Annotated in this window: 19 protein-coding genes; 7 read left to right on the forward strand and 12 right to left on the reverse strand. The window is 44.4% G+C overall.

The window, feature by feature from the left end; all coding sequences use genetic code 11:
* Window positions 1-8 precede the first annotated feature (8 nt).
* Window positions 9-1,187 carry a TRAP transporter substrate-binding protein gene (locus tag LU351_RS13315; protein ID WP_232594577.1) on the reverse strand — a complete coding sequence of 393 codons (1,179 nt, stop codon included), beginning with the start codon at window positions 1,185-1,187 and terminating at the stop codon, window positions 9-11.
* A 321-nt stretch (window positions 1,188-1,508) separates the two neighbouring features.
* Here LU351_RS13315 and LU351_RS13320 point away from each other — a divergent pair, with 321 nt between their 5' ends.
* The 3 genes from LU351_RS13320 to LU351_RS13330 are packed head-to-tail and all read left to right on the forward strand — an operon-like array spanning window position 1,509 to window position 3,715.
* Window positions 1,509-2,111, forward strand: a complete 603-nt coding sequence (locus LU351_RS13320) for an RNA polymerase sigma factor (protein ID WP_232594578.1) — start codon at window positions 1,509-1,511, stop codon at window positions 2,109-2,111.
* Window positions 2,101-2,718, forward strand: a complete 618-nt coding sequence (locus LU351_RS13325) for a hypothetical protein (RefSeq protein ID WP_232594579.1) — start codon at window positions 2,101-2,103, stop codon at window positions 2,716-2,718. The genes LU351_RS13320 and LU351_RS13325 overlap by 11 nt, the downstream gene beginning before the upstream one ends.
* 31 nt (window positions 2,719-2,749) lie before the next feature.
* A complete protein-coding gene (locus LU351_RS13330; protein ID WP_232594580.1) occupies window positions 2,750-3,715 on the forward strand; it encodes a DUF4097 family beta strand repeat-containing protein in 966 nt (321 codons plus the stop codon).
* A gap of 126 nt (window positions 3,716-3,841) precedes the next feature.
* Here the strand turns inward: LU351_RS13330 and LU351_RS13335 are convergent, their stop codons facing one another.
* The 3 genes from LU351_RS13335 to uvrD all read right to left on the reverse strand — a co-directional run bounded on the left by LU351_RS13335 (window position 3,842) and on the right by uvrD (window position 8,355).
* Window positions 3,842-4,771, reverse strand: a complete 930-nt coding sequence (locus LU351_RS13335; RefSeq protein WP_232594581.1) for a type VI immunity family protein — start codon at window positions 4,769-4,771, stop codon at window positions 3,842-3,844.
* A 22-nt stretch (window positions 4,772-4,793) separates the two neighbouring features.
* Window positions 4,794-5,594, reverse strand: a complete 801-nt coding sequence (locus tag LU351_RS13340; RefSeq protein ID WP_232594582.1) for a hypothetical protein — start codon at window positions 5,592-5,594, stop codon at window positions 4,794-4,796.
* Window positions 5,595-6,138: 544 nt separating this feature from the next.
* Complete coding sequence (uvrD, locus tag LU351_RS13345; RefSeq protein ID WP_232594583.1) at window positions 6,139-8,355, reverse strand: DNA helicase II; 2,217 nt, start codon at window positions 8,353-8,355, stop codon at window positions 6,139-6,141.
* Window positions 8,356-9,151: 796 nt separating this feature from the next.
* On the opposite strand from uvrD, the gene LU351_RS13350 reads away from it, so the two are divergent.
* Window positions 9,152-9,853 (forward strand): response regulator transcription factor, encoded by a 702-nt coding sequence (locus LU351_RS13350; protein ID WP_232594584.1) that lies wholly within the window; start codon window positions 9,152-9,154, stop codon window positions 9,851-9,853.
* 320 nt (window positions 9,854-10,173) lie between these two features.
* Window positions 10,174-11,025 carry an SIS domain-containing protein gene (locus LU351_RS13355; RefSeq protein WP_232594585.1) on the forward strand — a complete coding sequence of 284 codons (852 nt, stop codon included), beginning with the start codon at window positions 10,174-10,176 and terminating at the stop codon, window positions 11,023-11,025.
* 19 nt (window positions 11,026-11,044) lie between these two features.
* On the opposite strand, the gene LU351_RS13360 is transcribed toward LU351_RS13355, so the two are convergent.
* The gene (locus LU351_RS13360) at window positions 11,045-11,821 is read right to left on the reverse strand and encodes a TlyA family RNA methyltransferase (protein WP_232594586.1); all 777 of its coding nucleotides are present in this window, start codon (window positions 11,819-11,821) and stop codon (window positions 11,045-11,047) included.
* Between the two features lie 237 nt (window positions 11,822-12,058).
* Here LU351_RS13360 and LU351_RS13365 point away from each other — a divergent pair, with 237 nt between their 5' ends.
* Window positions 12,059-13,018, forward strand: a complete 960-nt coding sequence (locus LU351_RS13365; protein ID WP_232594587.1) for a nucleoside hydrolase — start codon at window positions 12,059-12,061, stop codon at window positions 13,016-13,018.
* A gap of 121 nt (window positions 13,019-13,139) precedes the next feature.
* Window positions 13,140-14,165: a hypothetical protein gene (locus LU351_RS13370; RefSeq protein ID WP_232594588.1), complete on the forward strand. Its 1,026-nt coding sequence runs from the start codon at window positions 13,140-13,142 to the stop codon at window positions 14,163-14,165.
* Window positions 14,166-14,231: 66 nt separating this feature from the next.
* On the opposite strand, the gene glmS is transcribed toward LU351_RS13370, so the two are convergent.
* The 7 genes from glmS to LU351_RS13405 all read right to left on the reverse strand — a co-directional run bounded on the left by glmS (window position 14,232) and on the right by LU351_RS13405 (window position 22,679).
* Entirely contained in the window at window positions 14,232-16,079 is a 1,848-nt protein-coding gene (gene glmS / locus LU351_RS13375) for a glutamine--fructose-6-phosphate transaminase (isomerizing) (protein WP_232594589.1), read from the reverse strand.
* Between the two features lie 58 nt (window positions 16,080-16,137).
* Window positions 16,138-17,526, reverse strand: coding sequence for a bifunctional UDP-N-acetylglucosamine diphosphorylase/glucosamine-1-phosphate N-acetyltransferase GlmU (gene glmU, locus LU351_RS13380; protein ID WP_232594590.1), 1,389 nt, complete (start codon window positions 17,524-17,526; stop codon window positions 16,138-16,140).
* 110 nt (window positions 17,527-17,636) lie between these two features.
* The gene (locus tag LU351_RS13385; RefSeq protein WP_232594591.1) at window positions 17,637-18,062 is read right to left on the reverse strand and encodes a F0F1 ATP synthase subunit epsilon; all 426 of its coding nucleotides are present in this window, start codon (window positions 18,060-18,062) and stop codon (window positions 17,637-17,639) included.
* A 109-nt stretch (window positions 18,063-18,171) separates the two neighbouring features.
* Window positions 18,172-19,551, reverse strand: a complete 1,380-nt coding sequence (gene atpD / locus LU351_RS13390; RefSeq protein ID WP_232594592.1) for a F0F1 ATP synthase subunit beta — start codon at window positions 19,549-19,551, stop codon at window positions 18,172-18,174.
* 79 nt (window positions 19,552-19,630) lie between these two features.
* The gene (gene atpG, locus LU351_RS13395) at window positions 19,631-20,491 is read right to left on the reverse strand and encodes a F0F1 ATP synthase subunit gamma (RefSeq protein WP_232594593.1); all 861 of its coding nucleotides are present in this window, start codon (window positions 20,489-20,491) and stop codon (window positions 19,631-19,633) included.
* 85 nt (window positions 20,492-20,576) lie between these two features.
* The gene (atpA, locus tag LU351_RS13400; protein WP_232594594.1) at window positions 20,577-22,121 is read right to left on the reverse strand and encodes a F0F1 ATP synthase subunit alpha; all 1,545 of its coding nucleotides are present in this window, start codon (window positions 22,119-22,121) and stop codon (window positions 20,577-20,579) included.
* A gap of 21 nt (window positions 22,122-22,142) precedes the next feature.
* On the reverse strand, window positions 22,143-22,679 hold the full coding sequence (locus tag LU351_RS13405) for a F0F1 ATP synthase subunit delta (protein ID WP_232594595.1): 537 nt from the start codon (window positions 22,677-22,679) through the stop codon (window positions 22,143-22,145).
* Window position 22,680 lies beyond the last annotated feature (1 nt).

Genomic DNA, 22,680 nt, shown 5'->3' on the forward strand with positions numbered 1-22,680 from the left:
GAGCAACCTCATTGAGTTTTTTCAGGCGATGCCTTAGGAAGCGTTTTAAAACGTGACTCGTAGTACGCTTGTTCTGAAATACGGTGATATTGACTGGACTGATTCAAAAAAGCAGCAAAGGAACGGTATACCCGCTCAAATACTGGGTCGTTAGCGGCCATTTCTTCGTAGACTTGGTTACTGATCTCTCGTAGCGTCACAATCACATCTTCTGGAAAGGGTCGTAAATCCACACCGTGTACCTGAACAAATTCTTCCAACGCCGCATTATTACGTGCTGTGTATTCGTCTAACATATCTTGATTGGCCGCCCGAGCCGCCACTTCCACAATGGCCTGCAAATCAGTGGGCAAAGAGGCAAACGCCGCTTTATTCACGATTAATTCCAACGTCGCACCAGGTTCGTGCCAGCCGGGATAATAGTAATACTTTGCTACTTGATGAAAACCAATAGCCAAATCATTGTAGGGGCCGACCCATTCGGTAGCATCGATCACCCCGGTTTGTAGGGCGGTATACAACTCACCACCAGGGATCGTGACCGCCGTACCACCGGCACGGTTAAGCACCTCACCGCCAAGGCCCGGTATCCGCATTTTTAACCCGCGTAAGTCCTCGACCGAATTAATTTCACGGTTAAACCACCCCCCCATTTGCACTCCCGTATTCCCCGCCGGAAAAGGAATTAAATTAAACGGCTCATACACTTCTCGCCACAAAGCTAAGCCTTCACCATGATGTAGCCAGCCATTAATTTCCTGCACATTCATTCCAAAGGGCACCGCCGTAAAAAACGGGGCAGCAGGAATTTTTCCTTTCCAATAATAAGCAGCCCCGTGGCCAAGTTCGACACTGCCGGAAGACACAGCATCAAACACCCCCAACGCCGGTACAATTTCTCCTGCACCATGGACTTTAATTTTCAGGCGTCCATTACTCATTTCACGGACATTTTTAGCGAAAGTTTCCGGAGCCGTACCCAGTCCGGGAAAGTTTTTCGGCCAAGTAGTGACCATGGTCCATTCATACAGAGGTTGAGAAAGTAATTCACTGGAAGAAGGTTCCGCAATAGCAAGTGCCGAACTGCTTTTTTGAGCTACTTCAAATACATAAAGGCCAAAAACCAATACCAAAGCAGCAATCAACACTAAAATAATGGCGGGTAAAGTACGCTGAGAATCTGTCATAGAGGAGTCTGTCTCTTTCCTGTTTTTATTATAGAAGAACAGTTATTGTGCAACCCTCCGTAAGAGGGCACAACCACAACAACGAATCAAAGTGATTCAAAAAATAATGAAAAATTTTCCAACGTGTAAACCTTTCGCCAATTCCCATCGACTAACTCATCACGAACACAGAGCAAGCACTCAATAGCCACTGACATTGCCTTTATGATTTGCCTTTATGGCATTGTCTTTATGACATTGCTTGTATGACACGCGGCTTTTAGCGACAACGACGTTTTCACAATGATAACCATGACCAATGTATGCACTGGGAGCAAAAGTTTGGAACACTCTAATATGGATTTAAAGACCACTGTGGATTCAAACGTCGTGCAACCAATCAAAACACCACGCCCAACTCGAGACGATGATTTACACCGTGTACGTCAAATACAGCTGGGCAGCATCAGTGCTTATGAAAGTCTTTATCGAGATTATGTAGGGCAGGTGTACCGATTGTGCCTACGGCTGACCGGGGAAAAATCCCTTGCCGAAGATGCCACTCAAGAAGTCTTTATTCAATTGTGGCAAAAAATCGGCAATTTCGAAGGTCAAAGCCAATTCTCAACGTGGCTTCACCGGGTTACCTCTAACATTGCGATTTCGTATTTGAGAAAACAAAAAGGGTGGCTAAAACGCATCTTTAATATCGACGATACAGACGTTCACAAACAGCACGCCCCCCGCAGTGTGGAAGAAATACCGTTAGAGAAATACATACAAAAATTACCGGAGCGCGCTCGACTCGTTTTTGTCTTGCATGCACTAGAAGGGTACCGACACGAAGAAGTGGCCGATTTACTCAACATTGCTATCGGCACCAGTAAAGCACAATTTCACCGAGCAAAAAAAATGCTTGAGGAGTGGATGAGCCATGAAGGATAACACACAACATACAAGCCAGACTTTGGAACAACAAATCCAAGCATTAAATCAAAAAGACCAAGAGGGAATTCAACCTGAACGAGATTTATGGCCCGGCATTGCCTTTGCCTTGACGGAAGAAAAAAGGAATCATCATGCCCTTTCTGCTTTAAAGCCTTGGTTAGCCGGCAGTATCGCCGCCTCATGCTTTGCGGTAATGATGGCAGGGTGGGTATTTATCCAAAGTCCAACCACTGACAAGGCTACCGATAAAAAATTGGTAGAAAACACGGTTTTGGAAAATGATATACAGAATAAAACCGATAACAAATCCCTTCATACACCACGCCAGCAAGGCTTTATGACAGCGGCTGATGTGGCTGCCACGCTACGCCAACAGCATACGGAATATAAGCGACAGCTACTCTCCTATGTTCAATCTCAAACGGCATTAACAACCGATTGGCAAACACAATTAAAAGATCTTGAAGAAGCGGCTACGGCCATCGAAAAAGCCCTACAAGATCAACCGAATAACGTCACGTTATTAAACATGTTGCAACAAGTGCACCATCAGCAACTGGAGTTGATTGAGCGTGTACATCAGCCTACATGGACGTCTACTTAAGCGAACACCTTTTAAAAACGGAGATAATAGAATGAAAACCTTAATTCTTAGTACTGCATTATCCGCCAGCACGATGATTTTTAGTATTCTTGCCTTTGCCGGTGAAAAAATCGATAAAACCCTAGAGGCGAAAACCGATGGCCGTGTCCACATTGAACATGATTTTGGGTTCGCGGATATTAAAGGCTGGGATAAAGACAAAGTGAAAGTCACCGGTGAGCTCAGTGATTTAACCGAAGAATTTATTTTTGAGCGTCGCGGTGGAAAAATTGTATTAGACATCGATAGCCGTAAACAAGGAAAGTGGCAAAATGCCCCTAAAGAAGACGGCGATCGTTTAGAAATTTTTGTTCCCAAAAACAGCGAAATTTTATATGAATCAACTTATGCAGATGTAACGGTAAAAAATATTCATGGTGGCGCCAAACTGGAAATTACCAATGGCTCTATTGACGCACAAGACCTGTCTAAATCTATTCAACTGAATACCGTGAATGGTAATGTGCAACTGCAAAAATCTGAGGGTGATATCGCAATGGCTGCGGTTAACGGTAATCTTGAATTATCAAAATCCAAAGCCTCTGAGTTATCGTTAAGTACCGTGAATGGCAATGTCGAAGTGAGTATCGATACACCAAAAGTACAACTGGATACGGTTAACGGATATGTGGAAATCACCACTCTCAAAACCATTGATGAATTACGGCTCAATGCGGTAAATGGCGATATCATTGTGAATACGGATTTATCCAAAAAAGCCGACGTCTCTATGAATACCGTGAGCGGCAATATTGATTTAAACCTCGCCAAGCCCGTATCCGCCGAAATTCATGTGGAAGGATTTGCCGGTGGGAGAATTCGCAATAATCTAACGGATGACCAACCCGAAAAAGCCAAGTATGGCCCCAGCCGTTGGTTAGACCTCACCATGGGTGAGGGCAGTGCATCAGTAGATATTGGTACGGTCAGTGGTACCATTGAATTGGGGTATCAATAACTATTTGTAAAAAAGAATTTGAAAAACAACCCTATTACCAAAACATGCCCGCATAAGCGGGCCAACAAACTTGTAAGTGTTCCTTACTCTGCCTGCATTGCCCAGATTCGATAAAATAAAGCTCTCTTAACCCTCACCATCAAATCGACTTAACCACCTCCGGCTGAACGTTTTATGGTCTTTGCCTTCTGGATCGTAAAACATGGTTTTATTGAAGTCTGCACGAACACCTTTTAATGCTTTTCCCAATGCAACATAAGCAGCGGGAGGGTGATTCAATGAGCCAAGCTCAGGTTTCTCACCGGCTTGAAAGATAATGCCGTTACTGTAGTCGCAGTGCCAAACACTAGGATCAAGATCCTGTAAAATCGCTTGAGCACCGCCTGTTTTTTCGAGTAATCGATGGGATACAGCCGTTAGGAAGTTTATGGATTTAATGCCATCTTCAAAGCCTAATGCTGTGGTGTTGAGATTGTATGCTTCTAAACCAGGAAAGCTTGTTAGCATGTTCCCTGAAATACGTCTCGCCGCTTTCATGCTTCCCACATCAAAAGGGTAAATTGCACTGAGCCCGGCATAGGCATGTTCAACCTCTAAATCATTGCTAAGTGCTGAAAACTGACGAATAAATCCCTCATGGCCCATTTGATCCAATATTGACAATGGGTAGGTCAATAATAAATAGCCTAGATAATTGGGTCGCATTACTCTTTCTGCCAAAGCAGATACAGACCAAGCTGATGCAATACCTTGTGGGGCACTACCAGCATCAAATTGAAAATCTGGCATTTCATCTACTGTCGGGGTTAGCAGTGACAAATCTGGTTGTTGATCTGCTGTTAGCTTACGATATTGCTTATCCCCATCTACTGCGTATTGGATAAGGTAACTTTTTGATTGCTGGCAGTATTGTCGAATTGCTTCTATTAGCGTCAAACGCCGCTCTCTTTTACCTGGCGAACCAAAATAGAATGCCATGGAAAGCCCTAGCACGGCAGCGGGGTCGCCATCATTAAAATTTATCAGAGGCTGTCGACTTAAATCATAAGGTGTCATAGTCATTTTTCCTATTCGGTCATTACACAGGCAACATAAGGTGTTTACAGTTGCACTGGAATTCATCTTTATCCTGTGGTTTGCCGCCTAGCCGGTAGACTTGATAGTTATCTTCATCTTCTGCAATTTGAACATAGGCTTTGTCTTGCATCTTGTCTCTCAAATCATTTCCGAACTTCATTTCAATCACTTTATCAATGTTCCCTTCCCCTGGCGGCAGGTTAGAATCCGAAACCATGACAATATCTGTGCGACGTAAATGCCCTTGCCCAGGTGTAAAATTCTCTATTTCCTTTATCCGCCCCACTGGAAAGTGAGATGGCTCAGTGGTATCCAAGCCGTTACAATCTCGATGCATGAACGGTGTGGGTATACCAGTGGTATCTTTGTTCATATTCCACCAGATTTCAGACTTATAGCGGCTTTTGTAGCTCATTGCTTTGTCCGCTTCTTTCAAAACACCATCGACACATTGCTGTTTTAGGTTTTGATCTCCAACTCCCTTAGCTGGGTTATGGTTACAACAGCAACTTACCGCGCACATTACACCATTGTCGATAATCTCAGCACGTTCTTCTGAACTGGCGGTGTCTAATTTTTCCTCAAGCTGCCTCTCTTTTTGTGCATCATTTGGGGAAGCCTGCGTACCGTCGTTCTGTTTTCGAGCCACCTCTTCCTTGGCTACTTTTTGTGCTTTTTCAATAGCTTTTGGTAAGGCCTGTTGTATTGTTTTTTGATCTTCAACATTACTCGGCATACCATTTAACGTAATCGTGGCGGCAATAATCTGACCGACACACTTATCCTGACAAGTTTTACTCATAGTACTCTTACCCTTTATGACACTGAAATCCTAGCCTACACAATGTTTTATCAATTAAGGCAACTAAACAAAACAAGAACGAAATTGTACTGAGTTTGAAGAAAGCAAAAGTTAGACTATGCGCAGCTTTATGTTTTATTTAACGTCAATTTTTCTTTAAAACCTAGGACATATGGGTAAAGAAAAATTCAAGTCTGATGTTGCTCAGTCCAGTCCATCAACAAAGAGGCTACTTGCAGAGTTTGATAAAGACGACAATAAAAGTGGGGAGGTGAGGCTAACAAGCGTCGGCCAAGCAATCGCTATTGCAAATCTTTCGAAGAGCTTAGGTCGTCTAGATTACTCATTCTGGATTAGATAAATGTATAACCTGTATCACTGATAGTTTTAAAAGAATAATAAGGCATAATACCATTTACCAAAAAAGCTCTGACAAATCTACTAAATACATATTTATATTAAAATTTCCTCTTGATTGAATAGAGCGTAATCAAGAGGAAATTTATGAAAAAAGATCAATAAATATAGAACCCTGCTTTAATGTTCATTCATTGATAATTTCCAATTTCGCAAAGTTCAACTTTAATATTTTTTCACCCTTTTCTTCAAAATTGATGTGCACACTGGGGTTGCTGCCACTGCCCTCAATATGAGTAACAATCCCTTCACCAAAAATGGGATGTAAAACCCGCTGCCCTAAACCAATATTTTGCCCACTCTGACTACTGGTTTGTTTTTGACCGAATCGAGCACGTACTTGGTCTGGGGTATTCACCGTATTGGCAAATCGATTTTTATTAAAGCTTGTGGGACGTGTAATAGAGGATTTAATCCGTACTTCTTGCAAACATTCATCAGGGATTTCTTTTACAAACCGAGACACTTGATTATAAGTTTCTTTGCCGTGCATACGTCGAGTTTCAGCATAGGTCAAAAACAGTTTTTCCATGGCTCGTGTAATTCCCACGTAAGCAAGACGACGCTCTTCTTCAATACCGGAAGGGTCTTCTAGAGACATTCGATGAGGAAATAAATTTTCCTCCATGCCCGCTAAAAATACCAGGGGAAATTCTAACCCTTTTGCTGAATGCAATGTCATTAATTGCACTGCGTCTTCAAATTCATCCGCTTGCTCTTCACCCGCATCCAAAGCAGCGGATGCTAAAAACTCGGCTAGGCCATTGCCATTATCGTCTTCCGGTGTAAATGCGCGACAAGCCGAGATTAATTCATGTAAGTTTTCGACACGAGTTTGGCCTTTTTCGCCTTTCTCATTTTGGTGGTAATCCAATAGCCCAGAGTTTTTCACCACTTTATCGACAAAATCATGTAAAGGTGTCTCAGCAACTTCCGTATCTAGGTGGTTAATGATCTCTAAAAATCCTTTTAATGCCGTACTCGCTCGGGGAGACGATAATTTATGTTCAATAACGTATTGGCTCGCCTGCCATAATGAAAAACCATGTTCACGGGCAATCTGGCGAACATTGTCTACCGACTTTGCCCCAATACCCCGAGTGGGCACATTGACTACTCGCTCAAACGCGGTGTCATCGTTGCGATTAAGCACCAAACGTAAATAGGCCAGCGCATTTTTAATTTCCAGTCGATCATAGAAGCGTTGACCACCGTAAATGCGATAGGGAATGGATTCTCGTAATAATGCTTCTTCCAGTACTCGGGATTGTGCGTTGGAGCGATATAAAATGGCGACGGAATCTTTGCGCCTGCCTTGTTTTACCCACCGCTCAATGTGATCGACGATAAAACGCGCTTCGTCTTGATCGTTAAATCCGGCATAGAGTGAAATAGGCTCGCCATCTTCTCCATCAGTACGAAGCGTTTTTCCTAACCGCCCATCGTTGTTTTCGATAACCCCATTGGCCGCATTCAATATGGTTCTTGTGGAACGATAATTTTGTTCCAAACGAATGGTTTCAGCATTGGGGAAATCGTTACAAAACTGTTGAATATTCTCAATTTTCGCGCCACGCCAACCATAGATGGACTGATCATCATCGCCCACTGCCGTCACCGCAGAGTCATTACCGGCCAATACCCGTAACCAAGCGTATTGAATGGTATTGGTATCTTGGAATTCATCCACCAAGATAAACGGAAACCGTTGCCGATAATGCTGCAAAAGCGGTTCGTTGTTGAGCCACAGTTCATGAGAGCGCAACAATAACTCACCAAAGTCGACAACACCGGCTCGTTCACAGGCTGCTTCATATTCCTTATAAATCGCCACCATGGTGGTTTGATAAGGGTCATGGGTCGGGGGGATGTACTGTGCCCGTAAGCCTTCGTCTTTCTGAGCATTGATAAACCAAGCCGCTTGTCTTGGTGGCCAGCGTTTATCGTCGATTCCTAACGTCTGATACACCCGCTTGATCATTCTCAGTTGATCATCAGAGTCCAGAATTTGAAAATTCTGCGGTAAATTGGCTTCTTGCCAATGGGTTTTTAACAGGCGATGCGCCAAGCCATGAAAGGTTCCTACCCACATTCCCATGGGGTTAACGCCCAGAAGCTGATCAATTCTGTGACGCATTTCACGTGCTGCCTTATTGGTAAAAGTCACCGCCATAATAGAGTAGGGGGATACCTGTTCTGCCCGAATCAACCAAGCGATACGGTGTACCAGCACCCGTGTCTTTCCCGATCCGGCTCCTGCAAGAATAAGTTGATGACCCGCTTCGCCACTCACGGCTTGGCATTGAGCCTCGTTCAGTTGATCTAACAATACAGAGACATCCATAAAGACGATTCGCTACCTGTGTATAAAGTGAATGGACGTCCTGTCGTATGGCTTTCTCCTCCTTAATTACTGAACAAATGTACATAGAATAGCCTCTGGAAACAACCAATTCTCCGTAAAACACAAATTGACATATTGGTTGTTTTTTACTCACCCAAAGAGGTAAAACAAGATGATTTTCCAATATTTGCCCAATACATAAAATGACCGGCTATTCTTTATGATATCAAATAAAGACAATACTTGAGTGCCCACTCTTTTTTGATGATCTTTTTCCTTTTCTGGTCTCTTATTTTCTAGCCTGTTTTTGTACTTTAAAAAGGATACTTTTTATTAATTTTTCTCTTTTTTTCAGAAAGTACAAATTTTAAGAAAGTACAAATCGCCCAGATTGCTAATCATCGGTAGCCATCATTAAGAAAACTTTTCTGTTTCAAACACGACTCATAGTGATTCTTTAAATAATGATTGACGCACCAACGTCGTGCCTTGATCACAATAAAAATGCGAACCACAAATAAGACTGAGTTAGCAGTTAATTTTTTACACTCTCGATAAAATAGTGAGTGCTATTACCCATTTAATAAAAATGTAAAAAGAAATTTAAACTCTATTGTATTTATGAATAGAACATGAATGCTTTCTTAAGTTTTCTTTTTTATTTTATGGTTTTGGTTGGCACTGAGAATGAATTTGTCATTCATAAAAACGGGATTATTATCGCTATACCCATTTTTTTGGCATTTCATTTTAATAAGAACCACTTGATGATAGGTAGAATAGTAAGGTGAAAATCATGGAATTTCATTCGCATCGCATTTTATTGATCGATGACGACGTCACGCTGTGTGATGGATTATCACAACTGCTCAATAACGAAGGCTATTTCGTAGAATCTTTTCACTATGCAAAGCCCGCCTTAGAGGTATGCAAAATCAAGCCTTACCATTTGATTATTATTGACCTTATGATTTCAGACATGGATGGCTATTCTTTTTTGCAGGAACTTCGTCGTACTGATCAAACACCTGTTATTGTGTTAACTGCAAAAGGAGAGGAAAGCGATCGGATACACGGGCTGGAATACGGGGCCGACGACTATATAGCAAAGCCTTTTAATTCAAGAGAGTTGCTGCTTCGTATTAAAGCCATATTAAAGCGTACTGCACCCGATATTCTCATCAACCAAAATTCTGCTTTTGGGAAATTTTCTCTTGATGCTCATCACCACAGTATTACCTATCGTAATACGCTGTTAGAGCTGACCGGTGCGGAATACACTATTCTGAAATCGCTTATTCTCGCGCAAGGTAACGTTATTAGCCGTGAATTGCTGACCGAACAAGCTTTGGGGAGAAAACTCACCCCCTTTGATCGAGCTTTAGATACCCACATTAGTAACCTTCGCGCTAAGCTGGCGCATGATGCTTGCGATAAACCTGTCATTCGAAGCAAACGAGGTAGCGGTTATTACTTGGTTGAAGCCGCTGCTAATTAATCTATTGAAAAGTGAATGATGATTAGGAACAAAATAGTTTAAAAAATTCATTTATTTATAACGTTAATTTTCTTCACAACGTAAAAGATTCATTAGAAAGGATGACGACCTTATTACTTCAAACAATGTCCCATTCATCACAGTGTTGATTAGAAACAAGCCAAGAGGGTTCAATTAACCCTGAGTGGCGGCATTAAAAATAACTACAATACACCATCAAAAACAATGGGTTAGGTTGTTTACCTTTCATCAGTTCTAGTCGCTAGAAGCTATCTGTTATACTTGTCACTTTCCCGCACCATGGCCATACGGAATACAACGTGAAACAGGCAGCTGTCACTCAAGTAATTATCCATGCTCAGGATCGATTACGTAAATCTGAACGAAAAGTCGCCGATTTTGTGCTTAATGAACCCAATGCCGTTGTACAAATGCGGATTGTTGATTTGGCCAATGCCGCCGACGTGAGTGAACCCACCGTAGTGCGTTTTTGTCGAGCGGTAGGGTACAACGGGTTTCAGGATTTCAAATTGAATCTAGTTCAGCAGCTCGCGTCAGCACCGAGTTTTGGGCAGGTGCCTGTTACCAATGAAGACACGGTGTCTGATTACATTGTAAAAATGTTCGACTCCACCGTAGACGCACTGGTGAACGTTCGTGACATGTTGAATTCAACCGCTTTAGAACGTGCCATCAACGCCATCAGCGCAGCTGAACGCGTTGAGTTTTTTGGGTTTGGCGCCTCTGGTATTGTCGCCGCCGATGCCCATCATAAGTTTTTTCGCTTACAAATATTAAGTGCTGCCTACAGCGATCACCACATTCAACATATGTCAGCCCGAAGTATGAAATCTGGGGATGTGGTTGTCGCCATTTCACAAAGCGGTCGCAGTACAGCTTTGCTGGAGTCAGTAGAAGTAGCCAAAAAGAGTGGGGCAACGGTGATTAGCATTTCCCCTTCATCATCACCGTTATCGCAAAGCGCCACCATTAGTGTGGATGTGGATGTAGAAGAAGACATCGAAGTGTACACCCCATTAGTCTCGCGAATTACCCATCTTATGGTCATTGATGTATTGGCCGTTGGTGTCGCTCAACGACGAGGGGATGCGCTAAATGACCACCTGTTTAACATCAAACAAAGCCTGCAGCCCCTGCGTTCCTCCGATTAAAATCAGCCGATATACTCAATCAGTCGGTAAAACGTGCAATCAATAAAAATTCACGGTTACCGTCTCCCCCTTGGATGGGGCTTTCGAAATACATTTGTACTTTTAACCCTGCGCTTAAACACGCCTGCTCGATTTTTTCTTTCACCATTGGGTAGAGTTCGGGGGAGCGTACAATTCCTCCTTTGCCAATACCGTCTTTACCGACTTCAAACTGAGGCTTTACCAAACTGATCAAATACGCACCGGGCTTCATCACTTCTGGTAATTCTGGAACGATCAATGTTTGTGAAATAAAAGACACATCCATTACCACAGCATCAAAGCCCTGTTCCTGCGGAGTGTATTGTTCTAATTTTTCATCGGACAATCGTCGTGCATTGACACCTTCAAAACACAATACACGCTCGTCATTTTTCAGTGATGGCGCTAATTGGTCTTTTCCTACATCCACACCCACCACGCTTTTGGCACCAGCCTGCAAAGCACAATCGGTAAATCCGCCTGTGGACTGCCCCACGTCTAACACCGTTTTATCTTGTAAACTGAACTGATATTGATCACTTAAATGCTGCAACGCCAACGCTAGTTTCACCCCCCCACGAGAAACGTATTGATCTTCTTCTAACGATTGCACCCGTATTGAAACGGTATCATCCACTTTTAAGGAAGGTTTTTTGATTCTCTGCCAAGTGCCATCAAGATAAACTTCCACACAACCACGGGTAATCAATTTTTGAGCATGAACACGGGAATTGGCTTCTCCTTTTTCCGTCAGTACTACGTCAATTCGCTTCATCTTTAAATACCTTGTTCACTTTCTGTGGTTATCGGTTATTCGTTATTGAATACTGGTCATAGGTATCCAACCGGTATGGCTTATTTTTTCGTATTTCGCAGAGGGTATTCGGATTTTTTTTAGAGTCCAGCATTACTCGTATGATATTCGATGATTTACCGCACATCGGTTGCGCTATAATCTGCATGAAACTCAATGACGAAAAAATACGATGATGCGTTAATAGGTGGTTACGCAATGACAAAAAAGATCATTTTTGATACAGACCCCGGTGTTGATGATGCAATGGCACTGCTGTTCGCTGAGGCCAGTACAGACCTTGAGGTGGTGGGCATCACCACAGTACACGGGAACGCTTCCATTGAAACAACAACGCGCAATGCCCTGTATCTCAAACACGCTTTTCAATTACCCGCAACCGTTGCGAAAGGTGCAGATAAACCGCTTTCGATTCCACCAGGCGAACCCATTACGTTTGTACACGGAGAAAATGGCCTTGGCGACGTAGACATTCCCGATACTTTCCCACAAGACGTGGATGCCCGTCCCGCCTATCAATACATCATCGATACCATTAAAGCACAGCCGAATGAAATCACGCTGGTGGCGATTGGCCCCTTAACCAATCTGGCCCTCGCGTTACAAGCAGACCCTAGCATTGCCTCTCTGACAAAAGAAGTGGTGATCATGGGCGGGGCATTTGGATACAACGGCCATAGAGGTAATATCACCCCCGTTGCGGAAGCCAATATGATTGGTGACCCTCATGCGGCAGACATCGTTCTCACTGCGCCTTGGCCAATCACCATGGTGGGCCTTGATGTCACTCAAGAAACCATTATGAGTAATGCGTATCTAGCTGAGCTAAAAGACACCTCGCCTCGTTATGGGGACTTTATTCATTCGGTGTCTCGCTTTTACGCCGACTTCCATCAAACCTCGGCAGGGTTAGACGGCATTTACGTTCACGACTCTTCCGCCATCGCCTATCTCATTGACCCCAGTTTATTTACGGTCGCAAAAGGCAAACTTCGCGTCTCCTGCGATGGAATCACCATAGGCCAAACGGTGCTTAAGCAAGATGAGAGACGTTATCCACAAGATGACTGGTACGATCAGCCGACACAACAAGTCTGCACCACGGTGAATAGCCAAGCGTTGCGCGAGCTTTATCAAGCAACCTTAAACAAAGCCTAACCGTTTTCTTTTCTACCTCTACCCCAGTATTCATCTGGGGTTAATTCGGAATTCATGTGGTGTAAATAACGATTTTTGCACAATGCTCCCAAGATAAAAAACACCGTTCAGGGAGCAATACATGAAACCAACACTGATCCCCTTAATCGTTTTCAGCACAGCATTAATTGGTTGTGGCAGTTCTTCCGATCATCATCATGATGACGACGGTGTGGTTGTCGTACCTACCTTAAGTAACCGTTTAATTGATACCGCTGTTGCGGGTATCGATACCGTAAAAATGGCCATTGCTTTTCAAGAGTTACAACCACTTCTCGACAGCACCGCCTACGATGACCCAGATTTATTCACCACTTCTGTATTAAAAAATACCACGCCATTATTAACTTCTACTTCAACAACACAAAAAACACCATTAAAGACATCGAGCGATTTGTCTCGAGCACAAAAACAGCTGCTCAATAGAAACAAGAAAAACAATAACAACGAAAAGAATAACAACGAGAAAACGGCTGAAAAGTCCGTTACAGATTTCATTACCACCGAACATTTCGGCGCGTGTGGCGGAGATGCCATTGTGGATGAGTTGTACACCAGCGACGATGTTAATCAATACCCTGTTGCGATTGATATCGATGCCGATTTTGACGACTTTTGCCAATACCTCGACAGCAATCAAGTGGTGATGGATGGTCAATACGATATTAAATTGGATGCCTTTGAACCCAATACAGAATTCGTCGAAACAGAGTTGGCGCTTCATTATGAAATGGAACCCTTCTTTGCCCCCGCCTTTGGTTTTATCGATCAAGTGAGCGATTGTACCTATGGCTATGGCATCGATAGTTACACCTCTTGTGTGGATACGTATTTCACTTCGGTAAGAAGCCGTAACTTCGATTTCGAAGTGGTAAGAACCGAACTCACCCCTGCTACAGCACGTTCAACCATCGGGTTGCTGACCAGTCCTCGTGGCGAAATATTGGATGTTAATTTTCGAAATTTAGAATTCTGCACCAACGGTAATATCGGGCATGGGAATGGGGACATCACCTACGAAGACGGCACCACCATTTTTATTGATTTCGAAGGCTGCAGCCGCTTTTTTGTCACTTACGATGGTATTACGGAAGAGTTGCTTTTCTAGCACCAATTGAATCTCTTTCTTTAATAAATAAAAGGCTTCTTTTGAAGCCTTTTATTTATTACCTAGCTATTCAACTGTCACAGATTTCGCTAAATTTCGAGGCTGATCCACATCCGTTCCTTTATTCACCGCCACATGATAGGACAATAATTGTAAGGGCAGGGTATAAATAATAGGCGAGATCGACTCTTCACAATGAGGAATATTCAGCACGGTCGTTTGGCCATCGTCTTTAAAACCGGCGTCTTTATCGGCAAAGACAAACAGTTTCCCCCCACGTGCCTGTACTTCTTCTAAATTCGATTTTAATTTCTCTAACAACTCGTTATTTGGCGCTACTGCAACAACCGGCATATCGCTATCAATTAACGCAAGTGGCCCATGTTTTAATTCGCCAGCAGGATACGCTTCTGCATGAATATACGAAATTTCTTTCAGCTTTAACGCCCCTTCTAAAGCAATAGGGTAGTGAACCCCACGGCCTAAAAATAACGTATGGTGTTTTTCCGTAAACGCGTGGCTCATCTCTAAAATATCGTTATTGAGCGCTAACAGTTGTTCGCATAGCCTAGGTAAGCTGTGTAATTGCTTCACAAGCTTGGCTTCACGTTCTTCCGTAATTTCATAACGTCGACCAATGGCAATCACCAATAACTGAAGTGCCACCAGCTGTGTAGTAAAGGCTTTGGTAGAGGCGACACCGATTTCGGTGCCAGCATGGGTCATAAAGGCAATATCAGACTCACGCACCAATGAGCTATTTGGTACATTACACACTGCTAACGATGCCAGATAATTTAACTTTTTTGCCTTGCTTAAGGCCGCAAGCGTATCCGCCGTTTCACCCGATTGGGAAATAGTAACAAACAGCGTGTTTGGCGCAGTGGTCACTTTTCGATATCGGTATTCACTGGCAATTTCTACGGTACACGTGATTCCGGCCCACTCTTCGAACCAATATTTCGCTACTGTGGCAGCATGAAAACTGGTTCCACAGGCAATAATTTTAATTTGCTCAACTTTATCAAAAATATCCCGTGCCTCAGCCCCAAAGGATTCTTCTAAAATACGATCTTCGCTGATGCGACCATGCAAAGTATTTTGAATCACACTGGGTTGTTCAAAGATTTCTTTGATCATGTAATGGCGATGTTCGCCTTTATCGAGATTTTCTTGCACTTCGGTTAATTGCACTACGTCCCGTTGTATCTCTTCACCATTGGAATCGTAGATGTGGTAACTCGTGGGAGTAATTTCCACCAATTCATTTTCTTGAAGGTAAATAAAACGATCCGTTACTTGTCGCAAAGCAAGTGGATCTGAGGCAATGTAATTTTCATCAATACCAATACCCATTACCAAAGGACTGCCTTGACGAGCACCAATCACACGATGGGGTTCATTTTCGGAAACAACACCGATGGCATACGCGCCTTTAAACGTCGCTAATGCTTCTTGAACCGCTGACTTTAAGTCATGCCCTTGTGAGCAAAAATCTGCAATGGTATGGACCATTACTTCGGAATCGGTTTCACTGAGAAACTCATAGCCTTTCTTTTTTAAAGCATCTCGAAGCGCACTGTGGTTTTCAATAATTCCATTATGGACTAGCGCAATGGGGCCAGAGCGATGAGGGTGTGCATTCAGTTCGGTAGGTTTACCGTGTGTGGCCCAGCGGGTGTGTGAAATGCCGGTCAATCCAGAAATGGGGTTTTCAATGGTTTTATCCACCAAGCCAACCACTTTGCCCACCGCTTTTTGAATCGCGAGTTTTGTGGGCTCATTTCCGTTGTCGATATTTTGAAGTAATGCCACGCCTGCGGAATCGTAACCACGGTACTCCAACCGCTTTAGACCTTCGATCAAAATAGGCAAAATATTTCTTTGCGCTGCTACACCCACAATTCCACACATAATCAGTCCTGTAATTCGATCTAATGATTCTTTTTTCTCATTTACTTAAGATGAGGTATTACGATTTTTTCGTAGGGCGTACCCAGTCTTTGAAATCTCGTTGCTTTGCCCGTGTTACCGAAAGCTGTTGTTCAGGCACATCACGAGTAATCGTTGAGCCAGCACCGACGGTCGCCTCTTTCCCAATAGTGACTGGCGCCACTAAGGCCGAATTTGAACCAATAAAGGCGCCGTCTTCGATGATGGTTTTAAATTTATTCGCCCCATCGTAATTACAGGTAATGGTGCCCGCTCCAATATTAACGCCGCTACCCACTTCGCTGTCACCGATATAGCTCAAGTGATTCACCTTTGAGCCTTCACCAATTTTGGATTTCTTGGTTTCAACAAAGTTTCCGATCTTCGCGCCTGATTCCAATTCTGTTCCGGGCCGAATTCGCGCAAAGGGGCCAATTTCATTCTCGCCATGAATAATGGCATCCTCAATATGGGAATTTGCTTTGATGGTAACGTTATCCCCAATTTTTGTATTTATCACCACACAGTTAGGCTCAATACAGACGTTTTTCCCCAACTCGACATTGCCAATAAAAACCGCATTGATATCAATAAACACATCTTGTCCACAATGGACTTCACCGCGAATATCCACTCGTGTCGGATCAGCGATACACACTCCTTGCTCCATCAAGTTTTGTGTTCTTTGCTGCTGAACAAAACGTTCCAACTGAGCTTGTTGAGCACGGTTATTCACACCCATAACTTCCATTTCAGTTTCCGGCTGTTCTGTGGCGATCACACGCCCGGCACCGACGGCGATTTCAATAATATCGGTTAAATACAACTCACCTTGTGCATTGTCATTGGATAAGGTGGGTAACCATGCCAGTAAATCGTCCGTGTTGGCCGCAATAATGCCGGTATTCACTTCTTTAACTTTTAATTGCTTTTCGTTGGCATCTTTTTGTTCGACAATTCGAGCCACCGCGCCATGCTCATCACGAATAATTCGTCCATACCCTGTCGGGTCGTTTAATTCGACTGTGAGTAAACCAAGGCTGTTGTTATCCACAAGGTTAACCAATCGCTGAAGTAGGGCTGCGCTGGTAAGCGGCACATCGCCGTACAAAATTAAGGTTTTTCCACCACTCTCCAAAAACGGCAACGATTGCTGAACCGCATGACCGGTGCCCAACTGCTCTTGTTGATAAATGCATTGAATCTTTGGGGTCGAGCTTCCAGACTCTAAAGAATAAGCTTCACAGTAAGATTGAACCGACTCTCCACCATGCCCAACGATGACGTGTATCCGTGCATTGGCCAGTCCGACTGCCTGATCCAACACATGGCCCAGCATAGGTTTGCCCGCAAGAGATTGCAGAACTTTAGGAAGGTTCGAGCGCATTCGAGTGCCTTTACCGGCTGCTAAGATCACTATATCAATCATCGCTAACTGTTTTCCTTGAGTTATAAAGAGCTAGAAATAAAAAAGGCGGCCATCAATGAGCCGCCTTTTTTAACATTCGTTAAATCGAAATGTATCAACCGATGGGTTATTTATCGGCCTGCCTTACGCTTAATCGCTTGCAAGGTACGTAACTGTGCAGCCGCTTCCGCTAATTGAGAAGCCGCTACAGAGTAGTCCAATTCACCGGACTGATTCGCCAATTGAGATTCCGCCGCTTTTTGTGCTTCAAGCACTTTGGCTTCATCTAAGTCATCGGCACGCAATGCGGTGTCTGCCAAGACAATTACGACAGAAGGCTGTACTTCAAGGTAGCCACCTGAAAGATAGAAAATCTCTTCTTCGCCGCCTTGCTTAATCACACGAACGGGGCCTGGCTTCAATGCAGTTAATAGGGGTGCATGACCGTAAGCAATACCTACGTCTCCCTCAGAACCTGCAGCAACTACCATTTCCACTAAGCCGGAAAAAATTTCTTCTTCTGCGCTAACGATGTCACAGTGGACAGTCATAGCCATTCTTGTTCGCCTCTTGTTTTGTGTCAGACTCAATCACAACATCATTAAATTAGATGTGATTTAAGCAGACGAAAGAGTGACAACAAATGGGGAATTCACCCCATTTGAATTACTTCATGTTGTTGGCTTTTTCGACAGCTTCATCGATAGTACCGACCATGTAGAACGCTTGTTCTGGTAGGTCGTCGTACTCGCCAGCCAAGATACCTTGGAAGCCACGGATGGTTTCTTTCAAGGAAACGTATTTACCAGGCGCACCAGTAAAGACCTCGGCAACATGGAAAGGCTGAGACAAGAAGCGTTCGATTTTACGTGCGCGAACAACGATCTGCTTATCTTCTTCAGAAAGCTCGTCCATTCCCAAGATGGCAATGATGTCTTTCAGTTCTTTATAGCGCTGAAGAACAGACTGAACACCACGAGCGATATCATAGTGCTCATTACCAATGATCAATGGATCAAGCTGACGAGAAGTCGAGTCCAAAGGATCCACCGCAGGGTAGATACCTTTCGCCGCAATATCACGACTCAATACAACGGTAGAATCCAAGTGAGCGAAGGTCGTTGCAGGGCTTGGATCCGTTAAGTCATCCGCAGGAACGTATACCGCTTGTACAGAGGTAATCGAACCGGTTTTGGTAGAAGTAATACGCTCTTGAAGCACACCCATTTCTTCCGCCAAGGTTGGCTGATAACCTACCGCTGAAGGCATACGACCCAACAATGCAGATACCTCTGTACCCGCAAGGGTGTAACGGTAAATGTTGTCAACGAACAACAGTACGTCTTTACCTTCGTCACGGAATTTTTCCGCCATGGTCAAACCGGTTAACGCCACGCGTAAACGGTTACCGGGGGGCTCATTCATCTGACCGTAAACCATGGCCACTTTATCGAGAACGTTAGACTCCTTCATTTCGTAGTAGAAGTCGTTACCTTCACGAGTACGCTCACCCACACCCGCAAACACAGACAAACCACTGTGCTCTTTCGCGATGTTGTTGATCAGCTCCATCATGTTTACGGTTTTACCTACACCAGCACCACCGAACAGTCCGACTTTACCACCCTTAGCGAATGGGCAAACCAAGTCGATTACTTTAATACCGGTTTCCAGCAATTCTGCTGAAGACGATAGCTCATCGTAAGCAGGGGCTTTACGGTGAATTGGCATTCTGGCTTGCTCACCAATTTCACCCGCCTCATCGATGGGGTTACCCAATACGTCCATAATACGACCAAGGGTTTCAGTACCAACCGGTACAGAAACTGGGTTACCCGTATTCTCGACCGCCAAGCCACGACTCACGCCTTCGGAAGATCCCATAGCGATCGCACGTACCACACCGTCGCCCAACTGTTGTTGCACTTCCAAAGTCAACCCTTTTTCGGCAACAGTCAATGCGTCGTAGACTTTAGGTACGGAATCACGGGGAAACTCCACGTCGATAACGGCACCAATAATTTGCACAATGCGTCCGCTACTCATTTCCGGATCCTCTTAAATATAAAATTCAAAATCTAAATTCGGTTTAACTCGATGTTTGTTTTGCAATACAACGGTATGGTTAGACCGCTGCCGCACCACTCACAATTTCTGACAATTCTTGCGTAATTGCCGCTTGGCGCGCTTTGTTGTACACCAGTTGCAAGTCATTGATCAGATCACCAGCGTTATCGGTTGCATTCTTCATTGCAATCATACGCGCAGCTTGTTCACATGCTGCGTTTTCTACAACCGCTTGGTAAACCTGTGACTCAACGTAACGGGTCAACAAACCTTCGAGTAACTCTTCAGCATCAGGCTCGTATAAATAGTCCCAATGATGTTTTAAGTCTTCGTTTTCTTCAGCTTCCAGTGGAAGTAATTGTTGTACGTAAGGCTTTTGAGTCATGGTATTCACAAACTCATTGCCCACTAAATACAACTTGTCGATTTTTCCTTCCGAGTAAGCGTTTAACATGGCTTTCACACTGCCAATTAAATCAGCAACGGCGGGGGATTCCCCTAAATCACGAACAGAAGCCACAACGTTACCGCCGACAGAATTAAAAAACGCCGCCGCCTTTGCACCAATTAATGCAAAGTCTGCTTCGATGTTTTGATCTGCCCACTCTTTACTGGATGACAACGCAGCTTTAAATAGGTTGATGTTTAATCCACCACACAAACCACGGTCACTGGAGACGATAATGTAGCCAACGCGTTTTACTTCACGTTGCTGCATATATAAGTGCTGGTACTCAGGGTTCGCATTAGCAATATGACCTACCACGGCGCGAATGCGCTGCGCATAGGGCTTGCCGGTTTCCATGCGGTCTTGAGCTTTACGCATTTTACTCGCCGCTACCATTTCCATAGCGCTGGTAATTTTCTGCGTACCTTTAATGCTCGAGATCTGAGTACGAATTTCTTTTCCGACTGCCATAAGAGGCCCTCGAATCTTCGTCTGTTAATAACACGAAAGTGCTCTACCCAGGTTATCGATTAGGCGATAGCCCGGGTAAAAACGCTTACCAAGTTTGCGTGGCCTTAAACTTCTCGATTGCCGCTTTAAAGCTGGATTCAATCTCGTCGTTGTAGCTACCGCTCTCATTAATTTTGCCCATCAATTCAGCATGCTCTGAATTCATGTAAGAGAGTAGGGCAGCTTCAAAGGAGCCAATTTTCGCGACTTCAACGTCTTTTAAATGACCTTCGTTCGCCGCATAAAGCACCACACCCATTTCTGCGATAGAAAGAGGCTGGAATTGCTTCTGCTTCATTAACTCAGTAACACGCTCACCATGATCAAGCTGTGCTTTCGTGGCTTCGTCTAAGTCAGAAGCGAATTGCGAGAATGCCGCCAATTCACGGTACTGAGCCAATGCGGTACGAATACCACCAGAAAGCTTCTTAACAATCTTAGTCTGGGCTGCACCACCAACACGAGAAACCGAAATACCGGCGTTCATCGCTGGACGAATACCCGAGTTAAACAAATCCGTTTCAAGGAAGATCTGGCCATCGGTAATCGAGATTACGTTGGTCGGTACGAATGCGGAAACGTCACCTGCCTGGGTTTCAATGATCGGTAATGCCGTCAAAGAACCGGTTTGGCCTTTTACTTCACCATTGGTGAATTTCTCAACGTAGTCAGCGTTAACGCGAGAAGCGCGCTCCAACAAACGAGAGTGCAAGTAGAACACGTCACCAGGATAAGCTTCACGACCTGGAGGACGACGCAATAGCAAAGAAATTTGACGATAAGCCCAAGCTTGCTTGGTTAAATCATCATAAATAATCAATGCGTCTTCACCGCGATCACGGAAGTATTCACCCATGGTACAACCGGCAAACGGAGCCAAGAATTGCATGGATGCAGGATCAGAAGCGGTTGCCGCAACCACAATAGTGTGATCCATGGCGCCATGCTCTTCCAATTTACGAACCACAGCCGCAACAGAAGCCGCTTTCTGGCCAACCGCAACGTAAACACACTTAATGCCAGAACCTTTCTGGTTAATGATGGCGTCTACAGCAATAGCGGTTTTACCTGTTTGGCGGTCGCCAATAATCAACTCACGCTGACCACGACCAACAGGAACCATTGAGTCAACAGCTTTTAAACCTAATTGTACAGGCTGATCAACACCTTGACGGGCAATTACACCCGGTGCGATTTTTTCGATCGCGTCAGTTTGAGACGTACCTAATGGGCCTTTACCGTCAATTGGGTTACCCAGCGCATCAACCACGCGGCCCAATAATTCATTACCCACAGGGACTTCAAGAATACGGCCAGTACATTTACATTTTTGACCTTCGGCAACGGTTTGGTAGTCACCCAAAATAACCGCACCAACGGAGTCTTGTTCTAAGTTCAAAGCCAAGCCATAGACATTGCCTTCGAATTCGATCATTTCCCCGTACATCGCATCGGCCAGACCGTGAATACGGATAATACCGTCGGTCACCGAAACGACGACGCCCTCGTTTTGGGCTTCGCTTTTTACATCAAGAGAATCGATACGACTCTTGATGATTTCACTAATTTCAGAAGGATTCAGTTGCTGCATGCTCGTTCCTACCCTAATAGATTAGGAGTTCATTGCTTCGGCGAGTTTAGCCAAGCGGCCGCGCACCGAATCATCGATAACGGTATCTCCGGCGCGAATGAGCGCACCGCCAATCAGTGATGGGTCAACATCACCTTGAACGGAGACTTCGCGATTGAGCTTGGTACTTAATGCTTTCGCCAATTTGTCGAGTACCTCACCGGGCAATTGGTATGCACTGATGACATCGACATCAATGGATTTTTCTAATTGCGCCTTGAACACATCAAAGAGTTCATGGATTGCCGGAAGTAACTCGAGGCGTTTATTCGCTGCCAGGTTACGGATAAAGTTTTGACCTTTCTCGTTCGCTGCGTCGCCGCAAAGCTCGACAAAGGTTTCACCTTTCTGCGCTGCTGTTTGAGTCGGCGATGCCATGACTTTTTTCACGGCATCCGCTTGGGAAACAGCGGCCATAACCGACAACATTTCCGACCACCCCTGCAGGTCGCTTGCCTCACGGGCATACTCGAACGCTGCTCTAGCATAGGGACGGGCGAGTGTTGTTAGTTCAGCCATA

Source organism: Marinibactrum halimedae, assembly GCF_021234875.1.
In the GTDB taxonomy this organism is placed as follows: domain Bacteria; phylum Pseudomonadota; class Gammaproteobacteria; order Pseudomonadales; family Cellvibrionaceae; genus Marinibactrum; species Marinibactrum halimedae.